Origin of the sequence: Lewinella sp. IMCC34183, from assembly GCF_003390915.1 — a bacterium.
In the GTDB taxonomy this organism is placed as follows: domain Bacteria; phylum Bacteroidota; class Bacteroidia; order Chitinophagales; family Saprospiraceae; genus Neolewinella.
This window is the reverse complement of the sequence record NZ_QMEM01000001.1, coordinates 943,737-968,861: the sequence shown is the minus strand read 5'-3', so window position 1 is coordinate 968,861 and position 25,125 is coordinate 943,737. Positions and strand designations below refer to the sequence as shown.

Sequence of the window (25,125 nt, the reverse complement as noted above, 5' to 3'; positions counted from 1 at the left end):
GGAGCCGTATTTTGCGCCGTGCCCCTTGCCCTCCATATCCTCTTCCTGCTGCTCGGCGTGGTTTTGCCGGTGCTGCTCTTCGTCAACGCCCGCCGCCGGCCCGCCCCGCGGCGGATGCAGTGGCCCGCCGCCCTCAAGATCCGCTTATACTACGGAAATGGTCTGTTGTTGCTCGGCCTGGCGGCGCTGGTCCTGATCGTCTGGTACGTTACGGGGCGGCCGTTCGCCGAGCTCGGCCTGGGGTGGGGCAGTCCGCCCTACGACGGCGTGGCCGTCGGCATCCTCTGCGCCTTTCTGCTGCTCTACGGCGTGGACCTCTACGCCGAGGCCGGGAACGCCGAACGGCAGCGCGAAACGCGCAACCGCTTCCGCGAGCTGGGTTTTCTGCCGGTGACCGGCAGTCAGTACCTGAGCTTTCTCTTTTTGTGCGTGTGCGCCGGGGTGGGGGAGGAGATTGTCTACCGCGGCTTCCTCATCACCTATTTGCAGGATCTGCTCGGTACCGCCCCGTGGGCCGCCGCGGTTACCCTGCTGGTGCCGGCCATCTCCTTTGGTCTGGCCCACCTGTACCAGGGCGGGCAGGCCGTGGTCAAGATCGTGGCCATGGCTCTGCTCTTCGGTTTCTTCTTTTATCGCACCGGAAGCCTCTGGCCCCTCATGCTGCTCCACACGGGGATCGATGCCGTCGGAGGGCTGCTCAGTTGGCACTTGGAAGAACGTCAAGTATAAATTCTTGTCCGTGGGTTTGGTGTAATTAAAAACTGTACGTACCTTTGCGACCGCTTCGCAAGAGGCGCATGGCTGCGTAGCTCAACTGGATAGAGCACTTGACTACGAATCAAGAGGTTTCAGGTTCGAATCCTGACGCGGTCACCATCACATTTCGAGCAGGCTGCGGTCTGCTTTTTTTTTCCCCACCCCCGAGGTGCGGGTATTTCTGACAGCAACGCCATCTCGCTATGTCCAAAGTTTGCAAACTCACGGGAAAGAAGCCGATCAGCGGCAATAACGTATCCCACTCCAACCGGAAGACCAAGCGTCGTTTCGTGCCGAACATCCAGAAGAAGCGCTTCTTCGTTCCCGAACTGGATAAGTTCGTTACCCTGCGGGTATCCACCAGTGCCATGCGCACCATCAACAAGCTCGGCGTGTACACCTACATCAAGAAGCTGGAGAACAAGGGCATCGAAACCGGCGTCAAGCTCTAATTTATATCCCCCATGGCTAAGAAAAGCAAAGGCAACCGCAACCAGATCATTCTGGAGTGCACCGAGCAGAAGGAAACCAACGTGGCCGGCACCAGCCGCTACGTGACCGAGAAGAACCGGAAGAACACGCCCGGTCGCCTCGAGCTCAAGAAGTACAACCCCAACCTGCGCCGCATGACGGTGCACCGGGAAATCAAGTAACTCTTTCAACCCTGCCCGCCCCCGGGCCGTTAGTTGAAAAAATGCACCAATCATGGCAAAGGTATCAAAGAACTCACGCGTAGGTAAGCGCGCTGCCAACGCCGGCAGCGGCCGCGACTTCGTAAAGGTCGTTCAGTCCATCAAGAATCCCGAAACGGGCAGCTACTCCTACAAGGAAGTAATGATCCACAAGGACAAACTGGACGACTTCATGAAGGACAAGTAATTTTCCCGTCCTTCCCGCCGGAAGCCCGGTCTGCCTAGCGCGGGCCGGGCTTCCGTGCGCCAGCTCCCCGCTGCCCGCTCCATTTCCTACCGTCCTTTTCCTCCGCCATGACAAACGATCAACTCAAAGAACTGCAGGCCCGCCTATCGCTCCTGCGCGGGTACCTCGACGTAGAGGCGCGCTCCTTCAAAATAGAGGACCTGACCCAGCGCAGCCTCGATCCGAATTTCTGGAACGATTCCACCCAGGCCGAGGCGATTATGAAGGAGCTGCAGACCCACAAGCGATGGGTGCAGCAGTACCAGCAGGTAGCCGACCGGGTCGATGACCTCGAGGTACTTCAGGAGTTCCTCCGGGAGGGCGAAGGCACCGAGGAGGAGGTCGACCGGCGGTACGACGAGACGCTCGCCGTACTGGACGACGCGGAATTCCGCGCCACCCTCAACCGACCCGAGGATGAGCTCGGCTGCATCCTGGAAATCAACGCCGGGGCGGGGGGCACGGAGAGCAACGACTGGGCCGAGATGCTCATGCGCATGTACACCATGTACGCCGAAAAGTATGCCGACTACCGCGTGAGCCTCGCCAGCGAGACGGCCGGCGACGTGGCCGGTATCAAATCCGCCACCCTGGAGATCATCGGCGAATTCGCTTACGGCATGATGAAGGGGGAGAACGGGGTGCACCGCCTCGTACGGATCAGTCCCTTCAACGCCCAGGGAAAACGGCAAACGAGCTTCGCCTCCGTCTTCGTCCATCCGCGGGTCGACGACAGCATCGAGGTGGAGATCAACCCCGCCGATATTCGCTGGGATACCTTCCGCGCCTCCGGGGCGGGCGGTCAGCACGTCAACAAGACCGAATCGGCCGTCCGCGTAACCCACGAGCCCACCGGTATCGTCGTGGAGTGCCAAGAAGAACGCAGCCAGCACCAGAACCGCGAACGCGCCCTGAATATGCTCCGCAGCCGCCTGTACGAGCGCGAGTTGGAGGCTCAGCGGGCCGCAAAGGACGAAATAGAGGCCGGCAAGACCTCCAACGAATGGGGAAGCCAGATCCGCAGCTACGTACTGGACGACCGGCGCGTAAAGGATCACCGTACCAACTGGCAGACCAGCCAGACCGATGCCGTCTTAAACGGAGACATCGAAGAATTTCTTAAAGCGTATCTTCGTTGGAGCGGGGAAGCCCGATAAAATAAAAGCACCCAGCCGGAGGCTAGGTGCTTTGGATAATAGGGTTAGGCTAATGCCTATGTGTGTCGTTCAATGTGTCGTAATGTAGCCATCAACGTAAAACGTGTCTCTTTAACAAATTCGACAGAAATTAATAGGGGTCTCAAGCGTGTACTGTTAGTTTACAAATTACGTGCCAAAATTGCAAAGATCTGATAATCAGACGAATGTGATTAATCGCTATAAGTAGGAAATGAAATACAGCGGGCTATTTATTAATATTGATAAGCCAATTAAATATAATAACACTTAAATGGCTTGCCACAGTAACTGGTTGATCAAGAAGAAGATAACCAGATATATCCAAAGCCCGTCGAGGAAGTGCCAATAGATGGTGAGCAGCCGCAGGTTGAGTCGCTTGTCCGGATCACTGAAGTATACCAGTACGCTCACCGGTTCGCGCATGTATTTGCGGGCGCGGTATAGAAAAAGTCCAAGGAATGGAAGTCCTCCGATCACGTGGGCGAAGTGCAGTGCGGATATCACGTATAGGTAGCCCGCCGAATTATCGCTGTTGACGTAGATCTGTTGGCTGAAGAGTTGGTACCAGGCCACCAACTGCATGGCCATAAAGAAGAGCGAGAGGTACAGGGTGTACCACAGCATGCGTTGGTACTGCCTGGTATTGTCCGCGAGGTAGGCCCGCTTGGCGGAAACCATCGTATAGCTGCTGGCGAGCAGGATGATCGTATTGAGGTAGAACAGCACCGGCAACTGTATGGGCGGCAGGTCGCTCTGTACCCGCGTGTACACGAAGGCTGCGGTCATGGCCAGAAACAGCATGCTGAGGCTGAACAGCAGCAGCGACAGGTAGATGTTCTTGGGGTGAAACGCGAAGTTGTCCTGGGTGTCGTCGATCGGACGCTCGATCTCGTGGGGGCGTTCGTACATGCTTATTCCTGTTTGTCCTGCGGAGCTTGCCCGCGCTGCCGGCGGCACCGCTCGGAGCAGTATTTAACCTCGTCCCACACCCGTTCCCATTTTTTACGCCAGGTGAACGGGCGGCTGCAGACCGGGCACACTTTCTCCGGCAGGTTAGGCTTACGGTGGGCCATCGCGGGCTTACTTTTTGTTCTTGCGCAACTCTTCGATTCGGTCCATGACGGCTTCGGCTTCGGCAGATTTGGCGGCGTAGCCGCGAATGTCGCCCCCGCGTTGGAGGGCCATTGCTTCCTCCAGCAGGCGACTGTAATCCTTTTCTAATTGCTTTACGGGGTCCTTCTTGAATAGTCCGAACATGGTGGGGGCTTTGTGATGTAACGGGCCGTACCGACTTAGGTTGCGGTCCGACCGCCCGGGTATGCTCCGCATTCGTTATGTTCGTTGCGCCGCGCGGCTCCGGGTCGCCGGGTAAGCTTTCTCCACCTCAATCCTTTGCCATGCGCAACCTGTACTGCCTGCTGCTCGCCCTCCTCCTCTGCACCTGCGCTACGGCGCAATCCTCCTCCGGGCTGAAGGCCCTGGTGGGCGGTACGCTGATCGATGGCTTCGGCGGGACACCGATCTACAACAGCGTGATCCTGGTGGAGAACGACCGCATCACGGCCGTGGGCACCCAGGACGAGGTCGCGATCCCGGAGGGAGCCGAGGTGATTTCGACGGAGGGGATGAGTGTCCTCCCCGGCCTCTGGGACATGCACGTCCATCTGATGATCAACGGCCACAGCGACTACGCCCACTGGGACTCCATGTACCCCCCACAACTGGCCGAGATCATCATGCCCGCCGGCGCCAAGCAGCTGCTGATGGCCGGCGTGACCAGTGCCCGCGACCTCGGTGGCCCGCTGGAGGAGAGCATCAGCGTACGCGACCGCATCAATGCCGGTGAGCTGCCGGGGCCGACCCTCTACATGAGCGGCCCCTTCCTGCAGGCCGCGCCCTACCCGGGGACGGAAGACTTCCGCTGGGGGATACAGAGCGTGGAGGAGGCCCGCAGCAAGGTGCGGGAACTGGCCGCGGCGGGCGTGGACTGTATCAAGGTGGTCGACCAGGACGATATCCCCCGCGAGGCCTTCTTTGCCCTGGTGGATGAGGCCCACCGGCACGACCTGCCCGTCGTGGCCCACGCCCACCGGCCCGAGGAGATCCGCCTCGGGCTAGAGGCCGGCGTAGACTGCTTCGAGCATACCGGCCTGAGCTCCGCACCGGCCTATCCGGAAGACGTGATGGAGATGATCCGCGAGCGCACCGCCCAGATGAGCCTGGGGCCGCTGTACTGGACCCCGACCGTGGAGGGACTGTACAATTACGAGTATACCCGCGACAATCCGGAAGCCCTCGACAACGACTGCTGGAAGGAGGGACTCACCCCCGAGATCGTCGCCGATATCGAGGCCAGCCTGCAGACCCCGGGGCAGCTGCCCTATTTCCAGCTCACCCCCATCCGCCGGCCCACCCTCGAGCGCAAGGTGAACCAGCTGCGGGAAGCCGGCGTGGTGCTGATGGTGGGTACGGATTCGGGTATCCCGATGAAGTTTCACTGCCAGAGCACGTGGAACGAGCTCGACGTCTGGACGAACGAATTCGACTTTCCGGCCATGTATACCATCAAGGCCGCTACGTACTGGCCCGCCAAAATGATGGGGGTCGACGCTGACTACGGCACCGTATCCGTCGGGAAGTACGCCGACATCATCGCCGTTAAAGGCGATGTACTCCGGCACATCAGCCTGCTCCAGGGGGTAGACCTGGTGATGAAGCACGGCAAGCGGGTGAAATAAAAAAAGCCCGCTGCAGCGGGGCTGCAGTGGGCTTTGTAGGGTCTGGTGTTAGGGGCTTTAGGTCAACCGGCGTAGTTAGGCGGGTTGATTACTGTTCACGAAGGAACGGCGCTTCACGCCATAGTGACTGTACAGGTCATTCCAGTAGGAATGATTGCTGGTATCAGGCCAGTTGTTCTTATCGAAACCAGGTGCGTTCTCGAGTCGGTCCTTGGTTACGTTCAGGACCCACTTTTCGGTAGTGGTGTTAACACTGAAGGCCTCGAAGGGCACGGCAAAGTACTTGTCGCCGAGTCCGAGAAATCCACCGAAGGACAGTACGGCATAATTTACGGTACCGTTGTCGGTGTCGATCATCAGATCGTGAATCTCGCCGAGGTTTTCACCTTTTGCGTTGGTTACGTTGGTTCCGGTAATGGAGGTCGAGGAAAGAATGAGGTTGTTCATTATGTTATTGTTTAGGGGCGGTACTACTATACTTGCTACTTACTATTTCCCGCGATTATCAAATCAAAATACACTAATATAACAACGCGAATACGCAAAAAGTTTACTTTGTAACCAATTAATTTAAATTTATCCCCAATATCCGACACAATCCATAGGTCAATGCCACCGGGTAGGGTAACGGGCCCTAACCCGGTGGCACTGATTGCGCTTACTGAATGCGTACCGGATACCCCCGGCTCTGCCGCCCGTCGGCGCCGAGCAGGTGCAGATAATAGAGTCCCGGGGACAGATCGCGAAGCGGGACGCTCAATCGTTCGTGGCTCCCCGCGCGGTTGCTGACCCGACGGTCTACCGCGGTGCGGCCCGTGGCGTCGTACAATCGTACGCGTACGTCTCCACTGCTGACGGCCCGGTAGGCGAGGTTGAGCTCAACGGTGGCCGGATTGGGGTATACCCGCAGGTCCGGAAAGGCAAAGTCCTCCCGCACGCTAGTAAACACGTCGGTACCAAACTGGATCCGGTCGATCTCCAGCGTACCGTCGAAGCCTCCCGTCTCGGGGTCCACGTAGAAGACGAGGCGGGCGATGCGGCGACCGTCCACCGGGCAGGGCTGGGTTTCCTCGGTGCAGGCCGTTCCTCCGTACCCGCCGTCGGCGTAGCCGCCCGCGTAATCCAAACGGTACGTCTGGAAGGCTTCTCCGCTGACCTGTACCGTGCGGCCCGCGAGGGTGGTGTGGAAGTTGTTCTGGTCGACGAGGTCGATGCGTAGGTCGACCGGCCCGTCACCCGCCGCGCGGGCGCGTATGTAGAGCAGGTCGCCGGAGCCGATTGCGTCCGCCAGCGCGGCATCGCCGTTTTCGTCGCGCAGGTCGTAAGCAAAGTTAGGGTAGGGGCCGGAGGTGCCGTCGCCCACGACGGTCAGCACGCCATCGGTAAGCGTATAGGTGAGGCCGGCCGGGCTGCCGGTAAAGCGGTCGCCGGCGCCGTCCAGGTTGTCGCTGTAATTGACGATCCCGGTTGGGCCTTCCCCGCCGCCGTCAAGCGCCTCGCCAAAGCTCAGGTAATCGATCTCCACCGTGCCGGAGAACCCTCCGGTGGGGGCTTCGAGGTAGAAGGTAAGCGCGACGATACGGTTGCCGTCGACGGCGCAGGGAGCGTCGTCGCAGCCGGTTCCGCCGTAGCCACCGTCCTGGTAACCGCCGGTGTAATCGATCTCATAGGTCATAAATTCGGTTCCCTCCACGGTGATGGTGCGGCCCGCCACGGTAGTGGCCAGTTCTTTTTCGTCGACGAGGTCGACGCGCAGGTCCACCGGTGCGCCGCTCAGGGTACGCGCCCGCAGGAAGAGCAGGTTGCCGGAGTTGCCCACATCGGCAAGCAGGGAATCGGGAAGCGTATAGCGAAACGTCTGGTAGCTGGGGGAGGTACCGTCGCCGCTGATGGTCAATATCCCATCGGCAACCCCGTAGGTGATCCCCACCGGCGAGCCGGTAAAGCGCTGCGCCGCGGTATCCAGCAGGTCGTAGTAGTTCACGATGGCGTTCGTGTCCGCGGCTACGCGGGTAAAGGTCAGGGAGTCAAGATTGAAGGCTTCCTCACTCGTAAAGTCGATCCGGATCACCTGCTCGCCGGCCTCGAGGTTCAGCCGCCCGGGGGTGGTCACTTCTTCGAAGGTCTCGTAACCTCCGGTGCCGTCACCGGACACGCGGAGCGATACGCTGGAGGCGTTCAGGGAATTGCTGACCAGCATGCTGCCCCCTCCGACGGCAGACGCTACGGCCGCGGTGACGGCGTAGCTGCCCGCGCTGTCGACGATGACACTAAACTCCAGCCACTCCCCGCGGGCCACGTAACCCACGGCAAAGCCGCCATCACCGGCGGCTCCGATATCCACCCCTTCTTCGGGCCGGTAGCCGCCGGGGATGTTTTCGGATTCGGAGTCGTGGTAGGCCACACTCTCGCCGCCCCGGTCGTAGTCCTCCGCCTGCAGGGTCCCGGGCAATACCGCCGGGGCGGAACCAAAGGGTTCTTGGGGACCGGCGGATACCAGCACGCGGGCGGGGTACGATTGCAGTTCGGTGCCGTCGTTACGGGACGTTACGATGCGGTAGGTGTAAAAGGTACCTTTGGTAACGGCAGTATCCGTGTACGTCTCGGCCGTTCCCGCCAGATCGACCAGGGGGGCAAACGCTTCCTCTCCCCTGCGCCGCTCTACGGTGATTCCGTTGCCGTCGGCCCGGTTGGTCCAGCTAAGGGCCACGCTCAGGTTCAGGGTATCGGCCGGGTCGGAGGCCGTGGCGGTAAGCGTGGTCGGCGAATCGGTGTAGGTGTACAGGAGCACGTCCTTCACTTCCGGCCAGCTGTTGTCCGCGCGGTCGAGAATGCCGAACATTCCTCCATCGTCCCAGACGGAGAACGCGAAGCCGTGGCGCAGGGCGGCTTCCACGTAGGCCGCGTACCAGCGCATGCGCGAGTTGTAATCGGCCTGCAATACGGCGCCGAACTCGCTGAGGTGGACGGGCACGTCGTTGGCCTGAGACCAGCTGTCGACCCGCTGAAGCTTATTCTCCAGGGCCTGGTAGTCGGCGGCGGTGCCCCAGGTACCCGTACCCTCTCCCGCGAACGACCAGGGGTCATAGGAGTGAAAATAGCCGATCACGTAGTCGTCTTCCGGCACCGCGGCCACCACCAGTTCCTCGGCGTTGGCGTACTGGTTGCCGCCGAAGATGACGAGGCGGGTGGGGTTATCCGCGCGGATGATGCCGAGAATACGGGCGTTGAGCTCGTCCACCTCCGCCACGGTCATCCCGAAGGGCTCGTTGATGATCTCGAAGAGCAGCTTTTCGGACTTATCGCCGAAGCGGTTTACGATCTGCTCCCAGATCGCGTCGAAGCGCGCGCGGAGGTCGGGGTCGGCGTAGCCATTCTTCAGCCAGTCCTCGTGGTGGGTGTTAAGGGTGATGTACAGGCCCCGGTCGAGGCCCCAGTCGACCACTTCTTCCACCCGGTCCATCCAGGCGGCGTCGACGGTGTAGGGGGCGCTGTCGAGGGTATGCTCATCCCAGCGGACCGGTATCCGGACGTTGGTAAAGCCCGCGTCGACGTAGGCGTCGAAGTAGCTTTCCTCGGCCGGGCCGTTGTTCCAGTCGCCCTCCATCGGGGGCTCAAGGGTGTTGCCCAGGTTGATGCCACGCGCCATTTCGGCGACGGCCGTGGCGGGTGTGAGCTGGGCGGCCAGCGGAGAACAGAGCAGGGTGAGGAGGAGGTAAATGGGTAGGCGTGTTGTCATAGCTTGATCGATGTTTGTAAGGGGACGGTCCCCCATAATCAGGTGCGGGAACGCGGGTGCCGGGGATATCCGGTCTCGTAAGATAACCGGCTTTTGCCCGCTTTCCCGCGCATATTTACCTAACAGCCTGCCGCCGGTGTGCCGGGCGGGGAAGCTTCTGATTTTTGTCGCATATGGTACCCCCCTCCCAATGGGGGTGAAAGTTCGCCGTGCGTTTTGCAAATTTGTAGCCACTGTCATCCCGCGGAAGCCCCGCCGCGCAACGCCACCGCATGAAAAGACCGTTACTCCTACCTTTCTTTCTGCTTCTTGCGTGGTGTGCGACCGCCCAGACCGCCCTTTCCGGTAAGGTTACCGACGTGGACGGCGGTGGGGAGCCACTTTCTTTTGCCGCGGTTTCCCTGTTTAAAGAGGGGAGTTTTTTTCAGGGAACGACTACGGACCTCAGCGGCAACTTCTTCTTCTCCAACATCGACCCCGGCACCTACGACATCGAGGTGAACTATACGGGCTATCCACCCACCCGGCTTACCGACATTCCGGTGCTGCCGGGGCGGACCAACGTGGCCGACGTGGAGGTAAGCAACGAAGGCGGCGTGAACCTGGAGACGGTGGTCGTCACCGGCTACGACGTGCCCCTGATCGAGGTCGATAACACTACGTCCGGCCAGACGATCACGGCCAGCGAGATCCAGCGCCTGCCCACCCGAAACATCAACCAGCTGGCTTCCATCACGGCCGGCGCCGCGTCGGCCGACGAAGGGTCGGCTATCACCATCCGCGGATCACGCGCCAACGCCACCGATTACTACGTCGACGGCGTCCGGGTGCGCGGCAGCCTCCTGCCCGAGTCGGAGATCGAGCAGCTGCAGGTCATCACCGGTGGTCTCGAGGCACGCTACGGCGACGTGACCGGCGGCATCATTTCCATCACGACCAAGGGGCCCAGTTCGGAATTCTTCGTCAACGCCGAAGCCGAGACCAGCGAGGGACTCGACGACTACGGCAACAGTCTCGTAGGGGTGGCCGTCTCGGGGCCGCTCATCAAGCGGGGCGCCGACCGGGCCATCCTGGGCTTCCGCCTCAGCGGTCGCTACACCTACCGACGCGACGACGACCCCAGCGCCGTACCCATCTACCGGGCCCGGGAGGACGTGATCGCCGACCTCGAGGCCAACCCGGTCATCCTGCGCGGCGGCCAGCCCTTCGTGGCGGCCGATTTCCTCACCAACGACGACGTGGAAGCCCTGCGTACGCGTCCGTTCGAAGCCTCCAACTCCCTGAACCTGAACGGCAAGATTGACGCGCGCATCAGCGACGCGATCGACGTATCGCTCTCGGGCTTTTACGGACGCGACAACAACCAGTTTACCCCGGGCGAGGGTGGGGGGATCACCTGGCGCACCTACAACGCCGCCCGCAACCCCACCGTGGCCGGTGAGGACTACCGGGCCAACTTCCGCTTCCGTCACCGGCTGTCGGGGGCCGGCGCGGCCGGGGAGCAGGGCAACAACCGGAGCCTCATCCAGAACTCCAGCTACATCCTGCAGCTCGGGATCGAAAACAACCGGGGCGAGATCGCCGATCCGGTTCACGGCGACAACTTTTTCAATTACGGCTACGTGGGCCGCTTCGACATCGATTATATCCCCGTCTTCGGGGTGGAGTACGACGCTGACGGGGTACCGCTGCGGGCCGTCCAGGCCGACTACCGCGAAGTGCTCCGCAGCTTCGACCCCAGTACCTCCGTCAATCCGGTACTGTCCAACTACAACAATTTCCTGGGCTACGGGGAGGATCTCATTTTTACCGACGACCGCTACGGCGAACTCGGGGTGCAGCAGCAAACCGCCGACGGGGAGCCCATTCCCACCCTGGACCAGTTCGCCGCCGTCAACGGCCGCACGCAGACGCTCTACCGTGACAGCTGGGGATTCCACGCCAACGTGGGCTCCGTTTATAACAGCTACGCGTTTTCCGACAACGATACCTACACCTTCAACGGCAACGCCACCTTCGAGCTGGTGCCAGGAAACTCCGACAAAAGCCGCCACAGCGTGCAGCTCGGGGTGGTCTTCGAGCAGCGCGTCAACCGAAGCTATAGCATGGCCCCCGGTGGACTGTGGACGGCCGGGCGGCAGCTCATCAACCGCCACCTCAATACCGTGGACACCCTCAACCGGGTAGTTTCTACCGTAGACGTCGACCTCGGCACCGGCGACCAGCGGTACGTAGGGCCCGCGACCGTGGTGGCACCCACGGTACAGTCCGACGCCGGCACCTTCTACCGCCGGGTCCGCGAGGACCTGGACATCCCCATTGACCAGTACGTAAATATAGACGGCCTGTCGCCCGACCAGCTTTCGCTCGATCAGTTCAGCGCCCAGGAGCTCACCTTTGCCCAGCTGGTGGGCTACGTGGGCTACGACTACCTCGGCAACGAGGTGAATGGCACCTTTGACGACTTCTTCGCCATCGACCCCGTGACCGGCGAGCAGCGGTTCACGGTAGCGCCCAACCGGCCGGTGTACGCGGCGGCCTACCTCCAGGACAAGTTCACGATCAACAACATGATCTTCCGCGTGGGGGTCCGCGCCGACCGGTACGACGCCAACACCAAGGTGCTGCGCGACCCCTACAGCCTCTACGAGATCGCCGGAGCGGCGGACTTCCACGCCAACTTCGGCGGGGAGCGGCCCGGCAACATCGGGGAAGACTTCAAGGTGTACACCGTCGCGGAGAACAGCGACCAGGTACGCGCCTACCGCTTCAACGACAACTGGTACCAGGCGGATGGTACGCCCACCAACGGACCGCAGGAGATCGAGGGCGTCCGTACCGGGCTGGTGTTCCCGAGCTACGCCAGCGAGCAGGTGCGGGAATCCAATAACTTCATCAAGTCACCGGATTTTACGGTGGAAACCTCCTTCGAAGATTACCAGGTGCAGTACAACATCATGCCGCGCCTGGCCTTCTCTTTCCCGATCTCCGGGGAGGCCAACTTCTTCGCCCACTACGACGTGCTGGTGCAGCGACCCGCCAGCAACACGCTGGCCACGGCCCTCGACTACTACTACTTCGTGGAGCGGCCCGGTTCGCCCGGCAGTCCCTTCAACAACCCGGCCCTTCGGCCCGAACGGACGATCGATTACGAGGTGGGCTTCAAGACCAAGGTGAGCAATTCCTCGGCCATTACCCTGGCCGCTTACTATAAGGAACTGCGCGACATGATCCAGTTGCGCACTTACTTCCCCGTGCCGATCGTCAACCAGTATACCACCTACGACAATCAGGATTTCGGTACCGTCAAGGGCTTCAGCTTCACCTACGACCTGCGGCGCACCAGCAACGTCACGGTCAACGCGAACTATACGCTGCAATTCGCCGACGGCACCGGCTCCAATTCGACCAGCCAGCGCGGCCTCACCAACCGGGGCAACCTGCGTACGCTCTTTCCCCTGAGTTTCGACGAGCGGCACCGCATCAACCTGGTCCTCGACTACCGCTTCGACAGCCGCAGCGGGACGCCCCGGTGGCTCGACAATTCCGGTTTCAACCTGCAGACGGTTGCCGTTTCCGGCCGGCCCTACACCGCCACCTTCATCCCCCTGGAGCTGGGCGGTTCGGGCACGCGCGGCGCCATCAACGGCAGCCGCAACCCGTGGAACTTCACCCTGAACGGACAGATCGAAAAGAACTTCCAGATCGCCGGGCGGGCGGGCCTCAACGTGTACTTCCGCGTCAGCAACATCCTCGACCGCCGCAACATCATCGGGGTGTACTCCGCCACGGGGTCCCCGGAAGACCCGGGTTTCCTGCAGAGCAGCTTCGGGCGCGACCAGCTGGAGAGCATCGAGGGGGGCACCCGCCCGGTCGCCTCCTACCTCGACAGCTACCAGTGGCGCGTACTCAACTCCGATTTTTTCAGTTTACCGCGCCGGATGTACATCGGTGTCCGCTTTGGCCTATGATGCTCCCTCTCGTCCGCACCCCCCAGAACCGCTTTCCCATGCGCCTCCCTTCCTGCACCCTAGCCCTTCTCGTGAGCCTGGTGGCCGTATTGCCCCTCTCCCCGGCCGCCGCCAAGGGGCCGGGGCCGAAGCGACCCGCCCGGCCGACGCCCTCCGCGCAGCAGCAGATCGACTTCCGGGAAGCCTGCGACAACGCGACCCGGCAGACCGACATGGAGATCAACAACGTGCGTGCCCGCCTGACCACCGGCGGTGACGTTTGGTGGGACGGCGAGAACGGCCGCTACATCGTACCGAAGGTGCCCCCCGGCGTGCCGGAGGTAAGCTCCATCTACGCCGGCGCCGTGTGGCTCGGCGGCCGTGACCCGGGGGGCGGGCTCAAGGTGGCGGCCCAGGATTACGGGCGCGGTACCGGCAATTTCGACTACTACCCGGGGCCCCTCACCTCCCAGGGAACCGTGCAACGGGATACGTGCCAGCGGTGGGACCGCTTCTTTACCGTCCGGGGAGAGAGCATCCGGGCGCTGCGGCTGGCCTACCAGACCGCGCTGGACAACGACGAGCTGCCCCTCGACCCGGACGACGTACCGCGCGACGTGCTTGGCTGGCCGTCGGTGGGTAACCCCTACTTCTCGGAGGTGAACGGTTTCGACCTCCCCAACCCCAGCGAGGGCGGCGGACTGGCCGGCTTCTGGGACGAAAACCTCGACGGGCTCTACAATCCCACCGAGGGGGATTATCCGATCATCGAGATCCGCGGCTGCGGCGAGACTCCGCAGTTTCCCGAGGAGATGACCTTCTGGATCTACAACGACGCCGGCAACACCCACCGGCAGTCCAACACCCCCCTGCAGATACAGATGGAGGTGCAGGTACAGGCCTTCGCCTATACCACTTCGGACGATATCAACAGCATGACCTTCCAGCGCTATAAGCTCATCAACCGGGCGCAGGAGGACATTTTGGATACTTACTTTGCCATGTGGGTCGATCCCGACCTGGGGTGCGCAACCGACGACTACATCGGCAGCGATACCACCCGGTCGCTGGCTTACGTATACAACGAGGACGAACTCGACGGCGCCCAGGGTGCCGGCTGTACCTGCGACGGCGGCGTGGCGACCTACTGCGACGAAATCCCCATCCTCGGGATCGACTACTTCCGCGGGCCCCGCGCCCCCGTGTACGACCTCGACGGGGTACAGATCGGCGAGCGGGAACTGGGCATGAGTTCCTTCGTCTACTACAACAACGCCAACGTCGGTGGCCCGCCCCAGCCGACCACCGACCCCAGTACGGCGGCCGAATACTACAATTACCTCCAGGGCCGCTGGCGCGACGGAACCCCGCTGCAGAACAGCGGTGACGGCTACGACGAGGGGGCCGCGCCGACGACCCGCTACGCCTTCCCCGACGCTCCAAACGTCAACGGCTGGAACATGACCACCGAGGAGCTGCCCTACGGCGACCGCCGTACCATCCAGGCTTCCGGTCCTTTTACGCTGCAGCCCGGTGCCGTGAACGAGCTCATCATCGGCGTGGTATGGGTCCCGGACCAGACCTATCCCGCTCCCTCCATTCAGCGCCTGCAGCAGGCCGACGACCTGGCCCAGTCGCTCTTTGACAACTGTTTCGACCTGCTGGACGGCCCCGACGCTCCCGATGTTGACCTGCTGGAGCTGGAGCGTGAGGTCGTACTGCTGTTCTCCAACAGTCCCATCAGCAACAACTACCTCGAAGGATACCAGGAGGAGGGCCTCGGCATCCCGCGGGGAGAGGACAGCCTCTACCGCTTCGAGGGCTACCGGGTCTTTCAGTTCGCCGGACCGGACGTTACCCTGGCCGACATCGGCGATCCGGAGCGCGTCCGGGAGGTTGCCACCTACGACCTGGACAACGGCGTCACCCGCCTGTTCAACTGGACCGGTATCTCCGCCGACGAGCCCGACCGTAACCCCCTCAACCAGACCTACTACGTGCCGGAGCTTCGGGTAGCCGGCGACGACAGCGGCATCCGCCACAGCATCAGCATCACCCAGGATGCCTTTGCCAACGGCAACGACACCCGCCTGATCAACCACCGGCGCTACTACTTTACCGTGGTTGCCTACGCCTATAATAATTACGAGACCTACGACCCCTTCGACCCCGACAGCCCCGGGCAGCCGGTACAGTACATCGCCTCCAGCCGCAATATCGGCGACCCGCTGACCGGCAACGCCTACTATACCGCTATCCCGCGGCCCATCCTGGACCGCGACCTGATGGCCGACTACGGCGACGGGGCCACCATTACCCGCCTAAGTGGCCGGGGAAACAATGGCAATTTCCTGGACCTTGACGCCGAAACGGTGGCCGGACTGGAGGCAGCAATCGCGGGAGGACAATCCACCACGGGCGAACTGACCTACGCGCAGGGTGCCGGTCCGATCGACATCTTCGTGGCCAATCCGCTGAACGTGCAGGACGGGGAATACGAGATCACCTTCGTCGACGGCGACATGTCCGACGACGAACTCACCGCCCCCGTGCGGTGGACGCTGCGGTGCCTCAACGACTGCAACGTCCCCACCGTGGTAAGTGAACGCCCCATCAGTTCCAACAACGAACAGATCGTCAATGAATTCGGCTTTTCGGTACGGATCGGCGACGTGCCCGAGCCGGGTACTTCGGGTACCGGCAGCAACGGGGCCATCGGCGCGGCCGTGCAGTACGACAGTACCGATCAGGAGCCGTGGCTGCTGTTCGTACCGGACAATTATCAGCTGGGCTTCCGCGACGCCGTGGAGTTCGACCAGTCCATCTTCGACTACTTAGCGACCGACGACTTTCAGGACCGCTTCTACGACCTCGACCAGGACCGCGGCCTGTCCGATCTGTACCCGGGCATTGCACCCTACCGGCTGCTCGACCACCGCGAGATCGTAGGGGGGATTCCATTTATTTCCCCCGTTTACCTCTCGGAGTTCCGGCTGAACGACGTCGTTATCCGCTCCCAGACCCTGCAGGAGCTCAACAACGTCAATATCGTTTTCACCGCGGATAAGTCCCTGTGGAGCCGGTGCCCCGTGGTCGAGACCAGCAACTACTTCTACGACGACCTCTTCTACCGTGGGCAGCCGATCAAGCCGGAGGGCGCACGGAATATGTTCGATACCCGCGATGCACCCAGCGTCACCCGGGAAGCAGGTCCGGACGGCCTGCCGGCAGTGGACAATGACATCGATCCGCAATACGCTACCGGTATGGGCTGGTTCCCCGGGTACGCCATCGACGTCGAGACGGGGGAGCGGCTCGAGATATTCTGGGGCGAGAACAGTCTCTACGACGGCCGCCGCCTGGGCGATCAGTACGTAGCACCCGCGAACGGCAGCGACATGATCTTCAACCCGTCGAGCACGATCTTCCAGAAATCTCCCCTGCTGGGGCTCAACGTGTACGACTTCCCCGCGGGTGGTCAGCATTTCTTCTACGTGACCGATCAGCCCTACGACGGGGGCGTCCGGCTTTACAATCGCCTGTTCCCCCGCAGCGTGGCAAACTCCACGGCCAAGATCCGGGGGCTGCAGGAGATCACCTGGGCGGGCTTTCCGCTCCTGGCCCCGGGGACGAACCTGTTGTCGTACGCCGATGGCATCATTCCTGCCGACGTGACGATCAAGCTGCGCGTTAACAGCGCCTTCGACTACGCCGAAGGGGTGCCGGAAGCCAACGGATACCCGACCTACCGCTTCCGCCTGGAAGGCCGGCAGGCGACCACGGAATTGGACGAGTCGCTCACCAACCGCGCACTCGACATGATTAACGTGGTGCCGAACCCCTACTACGGGTTCAGTACCTACGAGGACAGCCAGTTCGAAACCAACGTGAAGATCACCAACTTGCCGGCACGGGCGACGGTAACCATCTACTCCCTCGACGGTAAGTTTATCCGACAGTACGAGCGTGACGAGACGATTACCGTCCTGCGCGGTGCCAACCGACCCGTTGGCTACCGCCAGATCTCTCCGGCCCTGGAATGGGACCTGCGCAACCAAAAGGGTATTCCCGTAGCCAGCGGGGTTTACCTCATCCACGTCGACGCTCCCGGCCTCGGGGAACGCACGCTCAAGTTTTTCGGGGTCCAACGGCAGTTTGATCCTTCCGGACTTTAACCCCGCACCTGCGTCCCCGCAAAATTCTCCCGCATGAAGAAGTTCTACCTGTTGCTCGCCTGTGCCGGATTTTCCCTGGCCGCGTTTGCCGGTAATCCCGACCGGCAGGGCGAGGCGGGCGCCACCCAGTTGCTGATGAACCCCTGGGCTCCCTCCGCAGGCCTGCATTCGCTGGGCACGAGCTACGTGACCGGCGTGGAGGCCATGCGCCTGAACCCCGCCGGGGTAAGCCGCTTTGCCGGCACCCAGGTCATGCTGGGCTACGCCAACTACCTGCAGGGCACCGACATCTCCATGCAGGCCATCGGGGTGACCGCCCAGGCGGGCAAGAACGGGGCCTTCGGGTTCAGCGTGATGAGCCTCGACTTCGGCGACATTCCCATCACCACCACCGAACAGCCGGAGGGTACGGGCGCGCTGCTCAACCTGAGTTTCATCAACGTAGGGCTGACCTACAGCCACCAGTTCGAGAACCGGGTATCGGTGGGCATCACCCTGCGGGGGGTGAGCGAATCCACCAGCGACGTCAGCTCCTTCGGGTTTGCCATCGATGCGGGGGTACAGTACGTGACCGGCCCGGAGGATGCCTTCAAGTTCGGCCTCAGCCTGCGCAACGTAGGCTCCCGTATGGCCTACGGCGGGCAGGGCCTGGCAACCACCGCCGACAACCCCGACAACTCCGCGGACTACAAGCTGACCTATGCCCAGCGTGCGGCGGGCTTTGAAATGCCTTCCATGCTGAATATCGGGGCGAGCTACGATTTTTTGACCCACCTGGAGGACCAGCGGGTGACCCTGGTGGGCAACTTTACGGCCAATAGCTTTAGCCGCGACCAGGTGGGAGCGGGCGTGGAATACGCCTTCCGAGAGCAGTTTCTGGCGCGGGTTGGGTACCGCACGGACCTGGATGCGGCGGACGAAAGCGAGGGTGCCTCGGCCGACGAGTCGCCCCTCTACGACGGCATAAGTGCCGGGGCCAGCGTTCGCGTCCCCTTCCAGCGCGGAGATACCGACCGTCGATTCAGCGTGGACTACGCCTACCGGAGCACCCGCATTTACGGCGGAACCCATAACGTGGGACTAAGCCTCTCATTCTGACGCCGTAACCCCCGACGGGCAACCAGAAATTCCCTATATTTGCGGTATAACCTTAACGCCGCAGACGTTCCTACAACCGTAGGGGCGTCGCTTTTTTTTATTGCCTTCCCGCCGCCCGACTACTGCGGGGGCCATCATCCACCTCAGGCAGTCCACCACCGCTCCCACGCCGGGAAGGGTACCGTCGACTGCGCTGACGAAAACATAAACACCATGGCAGGAACACACTATCTGTCGCAAGAGGGCTACGACCGCTTACGGTCCGAGCTCGAGGAACTGAAAACTACCGGCCGCTCCGAAGTAGCCCAGGCCATTGCCGAGGCCCGCGAGAAGGGAGACCTGTCGGAGAACGCCGAATACGATGCCGCCAAGGACGCCCAGGGGCTACTGGAAATGAAGATCAACGAGCTGGAGAAGGTAATGGCCAACGCACGCGTGCTGGATTCCAGCCAGCTGGATACCAGTAAGGTGACGGTCATGAGCAAGGTCACCATCCGGAACGTGAAGAACAAAGCCACCATGGTGTACCACCTGGTAGCCGAAAGCGAGGCCAACCTGAAGGACAAGAAGATATCGGTCAACAGTCCGATGGGGCAGGGCCTGCTCGGTAAAAAGGTGGGCGACGTAGCGGAGGTGAAGACTCCCAACGGAGCCATCCAGTTCGAGATCGTAGACATATCCCTCTGATGGCCTCCATTTTCTCACGCATCATCAGCCGCGAACTGCCCGGCTACATCGTAGCGGAAACCGACGAGTTTATTGCGTTTCTGGACGTGCGGCCCATGGTGGAGGGGCATACCCTCTGCGTACCCAAACGGGAAGTGGACTACTACTACGACCTCACCGACGCGGAAATCAGCGGTCTGACCCTGTTCTCCAAACGCGTGGCCCGCGGACTCAAGCAGGCCATTTCCTGCCGGCGTATCGCCAACGGGGTGCTGGGGCTGGAGGTGCCGCACGCCCACCTGCACCTGGTACCGGTGCAGCAGGAAGGTGACTTTCGCTTCGGTAAGGTCACGGACGTCAGCGAAGCGCGGATGGCCGAGCTGCGCGACCGGATCGCCGCGGCGATCGCGGAGCACTAAAAATTAGGCGGCTTCAGGTTCTGAAAATGCCCGTTCATTTCCGCGCGCGCCTGCAGCCGGCGGCCCTCCCCGAGGCGTGGATCGACCTGCTCGAGGTGCTCCAGCAGGAATCGCTGCCGCTCCGTGGCGTCCAGTAAGGTGAGGAAGGTGTATTCCTGCTCCAGGGTGAAGCCCACGTAGTGGGCCACGTCGTAGGTACGGAAGCCGGCGGCTACCGACGGTACTTCGCGTTTAATATTCAGCTTGCGATAGATGTCGCGGGTGAGGACCACGATCCGTGCATTGATGGCGACGTCCTCGGTTTCCTCGCGGGGCAGGAAGGTTACGTCCGCTCCCGGGTAGGGCTTGTCGGGCAGTTCCCGGTAGAAGCGATCGATCCGGAAAACCCGTTCTCCTACCGCGCGGATATCGCTTTCGCCGTCGGGGTAGCGGCGGGCCACCTCCGTCAGCCGGACCTCGGTGGCCAGCGGCCGCAGGTCACCCTCCATAACGGTGGGTACGCCGAAGGTAATACCCTCACCCTCAGCGTCCTGTATCAATTTTCGGTAGCGGGGTTCAAAAATGTGTAGATTAAGCGTCTCGCCCGGAAATACAACGAGCTGAAGCGGAAAAAGAGCTAAGGATTGCATACTGTGGGAAAACACCGAACGCCGACAATGTGCTTACTTTGCTGATAATTAACTATTCCCCACCTTACCCTGTCGCGTCAACACCATTTTTTACTCACTTACTTCCTGCGCAAGCTTCTGTACCTGCCGTTGGGGTTATTCCTGTTGAGTCTGGTAACCTTCGGGCTGAGCCGGCTGACGCCGGGGGATCCCGTACGCCAGCGGATGGTCGTGGAGGGGGAGCGCACGACCGGTGACGATCTGCTCGCCTACGAGCAAAGCTATGGGCGCCTTGCGAAAAGACTGAACCGCGACCTGCCGGCCTTCTACTTCACACTGAACAACGCCGCCCTCCCCGATACCCTGTACCGCATCGTGATGGAGGACCGCCGCCGTGCAGTCCGTGAGTTGGCCCTGACCTACGGTAACTGGCCCCGGGTACAGGCGTACTACCGGGAGTTGCTCACGGCGCGCACGGCGACGAACGCGCAGCTGCAGACCGCCGCGCGACGTCTGCTGGTGCGCGGCGACGCCGACTACCTACGCCGTCAGCTGCTGACGCTCGACGGCCTGCCCGCAGCACGGCCCCTGCGCGAGGCCTACGCCGCCATGGTGGCCAATCCGTGGCCCTACCGCGTGCTGCTGCCCCGGTTGCACTGGCACGGATTGCGTAACCAGTACCACTACTATCTGCGCGGGGTACTGCACGGTGACCTGGGGGTATCCAACATCAATGGCCAGTCCGTGGCCAGGAAGATTGCCGTGGCCCTGCCCCGAACGGCCCTGGTGAACGGGGTGGCCCTGCTGTTGGTCTACCTGCTCGCCGTACCGCTGGGGCTATACATGGCCCGGTACCGGGGCAGTCGCTTCGACCGCTGGGCCACGTTCATCACCTTTCTTGGATTTGGTGTTCCTGCCTTCTGGATCGCCACCCTGCTGTCTACCTTTTTTACCAATTCCGCGTACGGAATGAACTGGTTCCCCAGTATGGGTTTTGCCCAAATCCCCCGGGGCATGGGTTGGTGGAGGGCTCTCGGTGAGCATATCCACCACCTGGCACTTCCGGTACTGTGCCTGGCCTACCCGAGTTTTGCCTATGTGGCACGGCACCTGCGCGCCGCCGCCCTGGAAGAACTGGGCAAGCCCTACGTCAAGACCGGCCTCATGAAGGGATTGTCGGGCTCGCAGGTGCTGTGGCGACACGTGTTCCGCAACGCGGCCTTCCCGCTGGTGACCCTGCTCGGGGGGCTGTTGCCGGCGCTCCTGGCCGGGAGTGTACTGATTGAAAGCATATTCAATTTGCCGGGGATGGGGCGGTTGCTGTTTACGGCCGCCACCGCCGAGGACTGGCCGGTAGTGACGGCCCTGGTCCTTATCAACGGTGCCCTGACCATCCTGGGGCTGGTGCTGGCCGACATAGCCTACGCGCTCATCGACCCCCGGATCCGTCTGGGCAAAACCCCGCCGCGATGAAGGTACCACGCTGGGCATACCTGTTTCTCGGGGGCTTGCTGCTGGTCACGCTCTTCTCCGGAGCCATCGCCAACGACCGGCCGCTGCTGGCGTACGACGGCGAACGCCTGCACGTTCCCGTGTTGAGCAAGCAGCCGTACCGGCCCCAGGAGGATGAATGGGCGGTGTGGCCCCCCATTCCCTTTGCCGCTACGACGGCCGACCTGAACGATGCTACTTACTTGCCCCCACTGACCATGACCCCCGACGGCCGGCACTGGTTGGGGACGGACTACCTGGGCCGCGATATCGCCGCCGGGCTGGTGAGTGGTACGCGCGTGGCGGTGTACGTGGGATTGGGGAGCGTGGTCGTTTCGCTCCTGCTCGGGTTGCCACTGGGAGCCGTGGCCGGATTTTTCGGCGATCACGGCCTGCGGGTGCCCAGGCGAAGCGTCCTGGCTTGGGTAGTGGGTACGGTTTGCGGCACGGCGTACGCGCTGGCCTGTCTGTCGGCCGTGACGAACGGCCTGCCCGAATTTTTGCTGCTGCTTATGCTGAGCGTGGGGGTGGGAATTTGCCTGTGGGACATTCTGCTGCGGCTGCCGGCACGTTATAGCGCCTGGCTGCGGCGGCCGGTTGGGGTGCCGCTGGATCGGGGGGTCGTCCTACTGCTGGAACTTACGGTGGGCATACCCACGCTGGTGTTGCTGATCGCCCTGCTGGCCTACCTGCAGGAACCCTCGCTGCCGGCGATCGTCCTCATCATTGGACTGGTGGGGTGGACGCCGGTGGCCCGCTTTCTGCGGGCAGAGCTGATCCGGGTCCGTGACCTGCCGTACATCGCCGCCGCGCGGGTGGGGGGAGTGGGGGAGTGGCGGCTGCTGTTCCGCCACGCGCTGCCCAACGCTATCGGTCCGGTCGTGGTAGTAGCTGCGTTCATGGTGGGTACGAGCATCCTGGCGGAGGCTACCCTGAGTTTTCTGGGGGTGGGGGTGCCGTCCGACCAGGTTACGTGGGGCAGCATCCTGCAGGAGTCGCGTAATCAGACGAGTGCATGGTGGCTGGCCGTCTTCCCCGGCCTGTTGCTCACTACGACCGTGTTGGCCTGCAACAGTATCCGGGTACGCAACTAACGGTAGGTATCTTTGGGCATGCGCAACGAGGACGTAGCCATCCGAACGATCTACTTCAGTATTGGCGGCAATTTTATGCTTGCCATCATCAAGGGAGTGGCGGGCGTGCTCGGGAATTCCTTTGCGCTGGTGGCCGATGCCATCGAGTCTACGGCCGATATCTTTTCCTCCATCATGGTCTGGATGGGGTTGCGCTACGCCCGCCGGCCGGCCGACGAGAATCACCCTTACGGGCACGGCAAGATCGAGCCGCTCATCACCTTCGGCGTGGTGGCCTTTCTGGTGTTTTCGGCAACGGCCATCGCCTACGAAAGCCTTAGCAACATCCGCACCCCGCACGCGGTCCCGGCCTCCTGGACGCTGTACGTGCTGGGGGGCATCATCCTGTGGAAAGAGCTCTCCTTCCGGTTCGTAATGCGGCGCAGCCGCGCTACCGACAGCAGTTCGCTGGCCGCCGATGCGTGGCACCACCGCAGCGACGCGATCACTTCGGTAACGGCCTTCGCGGGGATCACCGTGGCGCTGATCGGTGGTCCGGACTACGCCAGTGCCGATGACTGGTCGGCCCTGGCGGCGTCAGGCATCATTCTGTACAACGCCTGGCTGATCTTCCGGCCCGCCCTGGGGGAGATCATGGACGAGCACGTTTACGACGAGCTGATCGAAGAAATTCGTGCGCTGGCCCAGAACGTACCCGGCATCCTGGGAACCGAGAAGTGCTACGTGCGCAAGTCCGGCATGCGCTACCACATCGACCTGCACGCGCTGGTCCGGGGCGACCTGACCGTCACCGAGGGCCACGATCTGGCGCACCGGCTCAAGGACTACCTCAAGGAACGGCTGCCCAACCTGGGGCAGGTGCTTATTCACGTGGAGCCGTTCGGTCACCATTAGGGGTTCTCACCCTCCCGCTCCCGGACGCTCCCCGACATCGGATGTCGCCGACATCCGATGTCGGGGGTGAAAGTGGACCGATAGGCGCTAACCGGTTCATAGCCAGCTCCCTAGGCGGGGCGAGCGCAGGTGCCGGGAGAAAAGCCCGCAGGACCACATCGGATGTGGGCCACATCCGATGTGGTCCTGCGGGCTAGGTGCTACCTTTGCCGCATGGCAAGCAAATACGAGCAGCGCGGGGTGAGCGCCACCAAATCCGAGGTACACGAAGCCATTGCAGGGCTGGAGAAGGGACTTTTCCCGAATGCCTTCTGCAAGATCCTGCCCGACGTGGTCGGCGGCGACACCGCCTGGTGCAACGTGATGCACGCCGATACGGCCGGTACCAAGACCAGCCTGGCCTACCTGTACTGGCGGGAAACAGGCGACTTGAGCGTCTGGGAAGGCATCGTCCAGGACAGCCTGGTGATGAACCTCGACGACATGGGCTGCGTAGGCGCGGTCGACAACATCCTGATCTCCAGCACCATCGGCCGGAATAAGAACCGCATCTCCGGCGACGTGCTCAAGACCATCATCCGGGGCGCCGAGAAGTTCAAGGACCGCATGGCCGAGCACGGCGTAGGCCTCCACCTCACCGGTGGCGAGACCGCCGACGTCGGCGACATCGTGCGAACCATCGACGTCGGCTACACCACCTTCGCCCGGCTGCGGCGCGATCAGGTGATCGTCAACGATATCCGGCCCGGCAACGTGATCGTAGGACTGGCCAGTTACGGGCAGGCTACTTACGAGGACGCCTACAACGGCGGCATGGGCAGCAATGGACTGACCAGTGCCCGCCACGATGTCTTCAAGAAGGAGTACGCCGACAAGTACCCGGAAAGCTTTGACCCGGAAGTGCCGCGGAAGGTTATCTACTCCGGCAGCCGTTCGCTCACCGAAAAGATCACCGTGGACGGACAGGAGACCACCGTCGGCAAACTGGTCCTGAGCCCCACCCGCACGTACCTGCCCGTGCTGAAGCAGCTGCTCGATCGGGTAGGGCCCGGCCTCAGCGGCTTGATCCACTGCACCGGCGGTGCCCAGACCAAGGTGGTCAAGTTTATTGATCCGGACGTGCGGGTGGTCAAGGACAAGCTGTTCCCGGTGCCCCCGCTCTTCGAGCTCATCCGCAAGGAAAGCGGTACCGACTGGCGGGAGATGTATCAGGTCTTCAACATGGGCCATCGCCTCGAAGCCTACGTTGGCGAGCGGGATGCGCAGACGGTCATCGATGTCGCCAAGTCATTCGGAATTGACGCGCAGGTGATTGGACACGTTGAAGCCGGTGAGCGGGCCGAGGTTCGGGTCACCACGCCGCAGGGGGTAGAAGCTTACTTCGAGTAGCTTTCAAACGTG

21 protein-coding genes and 1 tRNA gene are annotated in these 25,125 nt (G+C 62.1%); 16 read left to right on the top strand and 6 right to left on the bottom strand.

Features of this window, described 5'->3' with window-relative positions; all coding sequences use genetic code 11:
• Positions 1–18 precede the first annotated feature (18 nt).
• The 6 genes from DQG19_RS04060 to prfB all read left to right on the top strand — a co-directional run bounded on the left by DQG19_RS04060 (position 19) and on the right by prfB (position 2,831).
• A complete protein-coding gene (locus tag DQG19_RS04060; protein WP_116124913.1) occupies positions 19–729 on the top strand; it encodes a CPBP family intramembrane glutamic endopeptidase in 711 nt (236 codons plus the stop codon).
• A 70-nt stretch (positions 730–799) separates the two neighbouring features.
• Positions 800–876 (top strand) — tRNA-Arg (locus DQG19_RS04055).
• A gap of 83 nt (positions 877–959) precedes the next feature.
• Positions 960–1,208, top strand: a complete 249-nt coding sequence (gene rpmB / locus DQG19_RS04050) for a 50S ribosomal protein L28 (protein WP_116124912.1) — start codon at positions 960–962, stop codon at positions 1,206–1,208.
• A gap of 12 nt (positions 1,209–1,220) precedes the next feature.
• Positions 1,221–1,409 (top strand): 50S ribosomal protein L33, encoded by a 189-nt coding sequence (gene rpmG, locus DQG19_RS04045; RefSeq protein ID WP_116124911.1) that lies wholly within the window; start codon positions 1,221–1,223, stop codon positions 1,407–1,409.
• Between the two features lie 52 nt (positions 1,410–1,461).
• Positions 1,462–1,635 (top strand): DUF4295 family protein, encoded by a 174-nt coding sequence (locus DQG19_RS04040; protein ID WP_198661645.1) that lies wholly within the window; start codon positions 1,462–1,464, stop codon positions 1,633–1,635.
• A 107-nt stretch (positions 1,636–1,742) separates the two neighbouring features.
• On the top strand, positions 1,743–2,831 hold the full coding sequence (gene prfB / locus DQG19_RS04035) for a peptide chain release factor 2 (protein WP_116124909.1): 1,089 nt from the start codon (positions 1,743–1,745) through the stop codon (positions 2,829–2,831).
• A gap of 288 nt (positions 2,832–3,119) precedes the next feature.
• Here the strand turns inward: prfB and DQG19_RS04030 are convergent, their stop codons facing one another.
• The 3 genes from DQG19_RS04030 to DQG19_RS04020 are packed head-to-tail and all read right to left on the bottom strand — an operon-like array spanning position 3,120 to position 4,109.
• Positions 3,120–3,761, bottom strand: coding sequence for a heme-copper oxidase subunit III (locus DQG19_RS04030; protein ID WP_116124908.1), 642 nt, complete (start codon positions 3,759–3,761; stop codon positions 3,120–3,122).
• 2 nt (positions 3,762–3,763) lie between these two features.
• Positions 3,764–3,925, bottom strand: a complete 162-nt coding sequence (locus tag DQG19_RS04025; protein ID WP_116124907.1) for a DUF2256 domain-containing protein — start codon at positions 3,923–3,925, stop codon at positions 3,764–3,766.
• Positions 3,926–3,932: 7 nt separating this feature from the next.
• The gene (locus DQG19_RS04020) at positions 3,933–4,109 is read right to left on the bottom strand and encodes a DUF6435 family protein (protein WP_116124906.1); all 177 of its coding nucleotides are present in this window, start codon (positions 4,107–4,109) and stop codon (positions 3,933–3,935) included.
• A 140-nt stretch (positions 4,110–4,249) separates the two neighbouring features.
• Between DQG19_RS04020 and DQG19_RS04015 the strand changes: the two genes are divergently transcribed.
• The gene (locus tag DQG19_RS04015) at positions 4,250–5,590 is read left to right on the top strand and encodes an amidohydrolase family protein (RefSeq protein ID WP_116124905.1); all 1,341 of its coding nucleotides are present in this window, start codon (positions 4,250–4,252) and stop codon (positions 5,588–5,590) included.
• Between the two features lie 75 nt (positions 5,591–5,665).
• On the opposite strand, the gene DQG19_RS04010 is transcribed toward DQG19_RS04015, so the two are convergent.
• Together DQG19_RS04010 and DQG19_RS04005 are read right to left on the bottom strand one after the other, a co-directional pair.
• Positions 5,666–6,037 carry a PRC-barrel domain-containing protein gene (locus DQG19_RS04010; RefSeq protein WP_116124904.1) on the bottom strand — a complete coding sequence of 124 codons (372 nt, stop codon included), beginning with the start codon at positions 6,035–6,037 and terminating at the stop codon, positions 5,666–5,668.
• A 211-nt stretch (positions 6,038–6,248) separates the two neighbouring features.
• Positions 6,249–9,329, bottom strand: a complete 3,081-nt coding sequence (locus DQG19_RS04005; protein ID WP_198661644.1) for a cellulase family glycosylhydrolase — start codon at positions 9,327–9,329, stop codon at positions 6,249–6,251.
• A 272-nt stretch (positions 9,330–9,601) separates the two neighbouring features.
• On the opposite strand from DQG19_RS04005, the gene DQG19_RS04000 reads away from it, so the two are divergent.
• The 5 genes from DQG19_RS04000 (at position 9,602) to DQG19_RS03980 (ending at position 19,637) form a co-directional block, all read left to right on the top strand.
• Positions 9,602–13,300: a TonB-dependent receptor gene (locus DQG19_RS04000; protein ID WP_116124902.1), complete on the top strand. Its 3,699-nt coding sequence runs from the start codon at positions 9,602–9,604 to the stop codon at positions 13,298–13,300.
• A gap of 38 nt (positions 13,301–13,338) precedes the next feature.
• Positions 13,339–17,454, top strand: a complete 4,116-nt coding sequence (locus tag DQG19_RS03995; RefSeq protein ID WP_157974298.1) for a hypothetical protein — start codon at positions 13,339–13,341, stop codon at positions 17,452–17,454.
• 33 nt (positions 17,455–17,487) lie between these two features.
• The gene (locus DQG19_RS03990; protein WP_116124900.1) at positions 17,488–18,552 is read left to right on the top strand and encodes a PorV/PorQ family protein; all 1,065 of its coding nucleotides are present in this window, start codon (positions 17,488–17,490) and stop codon (positions 18,550–18,552) included.
• 213 nt (positions 18,553–18,765) lie between these two features.
• Positions 18,766–19,239, top strand: coding sequence for a transcription elongation factor GreA (gene greA / locus DQG19_RS03985; protein ID WP_116124899.1), 474 nt, complete (start codon positions 18,766–18,768; stop codon positions 19,237–19,239).
• Positions 19,239–19,637 (top strand): HIT family protein, encoded by a 399-nt coding sequence (locus DQG19_RS03980; protein ID WP_116124898.1) that lies wholly within the window; start codon positions 19,239–19,241, stop codon positions 19,635–19,637. The genes greA and DQG19_RS03980 overlap by 1 nt, the downstream gene beginning before the upstream one ends.
• Here the strand turns inward: DQG19_RS03980 and DQG19_RS03975 are convergent.
• A complete protein-coding gene (locus tag DQG19_RS03975) occupies positions 19,634–20,266 on the bottom strand; it encodes an LON peptidase substrate-binding domain-containing protein (protein WP_116124897.1) in 633 nt (210 codons plus the stop codon). The two genes, DQG19_RS03980 and DQG19_RS03975, sit on opposite strands and share 4 nt — an antisense overlap.
• 144 nt (positions 20,267–20,410) lie before the next feature.
• On the opposite strand from DQG19_RS03975, the gene DQG19_RS03970 reads away from it, so the two are divergent.
• The 4 genes from DQG19_RS03970 to DQG19_RS03955 all read left to right on the top strand — a co-directional run bounded on the left by DQG19_RS03970 (position 20,411) and on the right by DQG19_RS03955 (position 25,113).
• Positions 20,411–21,718, top strand: a complete 1,308-nt coding sequence (locus DQG19_RS03970) for an ABC transporter permease (RefSeq protein ID WP_116124896.1) — start codon at positions 20,411–20,413, stop codon at positions 21,716–21,718.
• Positions 21,715–22,830, top strand: a complete 1,116-nt coding sequence (locus tag DQG19_RS03965; RefSeq protein WP_116124895.1) for an ABC transporter permease — start codon at positions 21,715–21,717, stop codon at positions 22,828–22,830. Before DQG19_RS03970 ends, DQG19_RS03965 begins: the two co-directional genes overlap by 4 nt.
• 18 nt (positions 22,831–22,848) lie before the next feature.
• Complete coding sequence (locus tag DQG19_RS03960; protein WP_116124894.1) at positions 22,849–23,724, top strand: cation diffusion facilitator family transporter; 876 nt, start codon at positions 22,849–22,851, stop codon at positions 23,722–23,724.
• Between the two features lie 213 nt (positions 23,725–23,937).
• Positions 23,938–25,113 (top strand): AIR synthase-related protein, encoded by a 1,176-nt coding sequence (locus DQG19_RS03955; protein ID WP_116124893.1) that lies wholly within the window; start codon positions 23,938–23,940, stop codon positions 25,111–25,113.
• Positions 25,114–25,125: the final 12 nt, after the last annotated feature.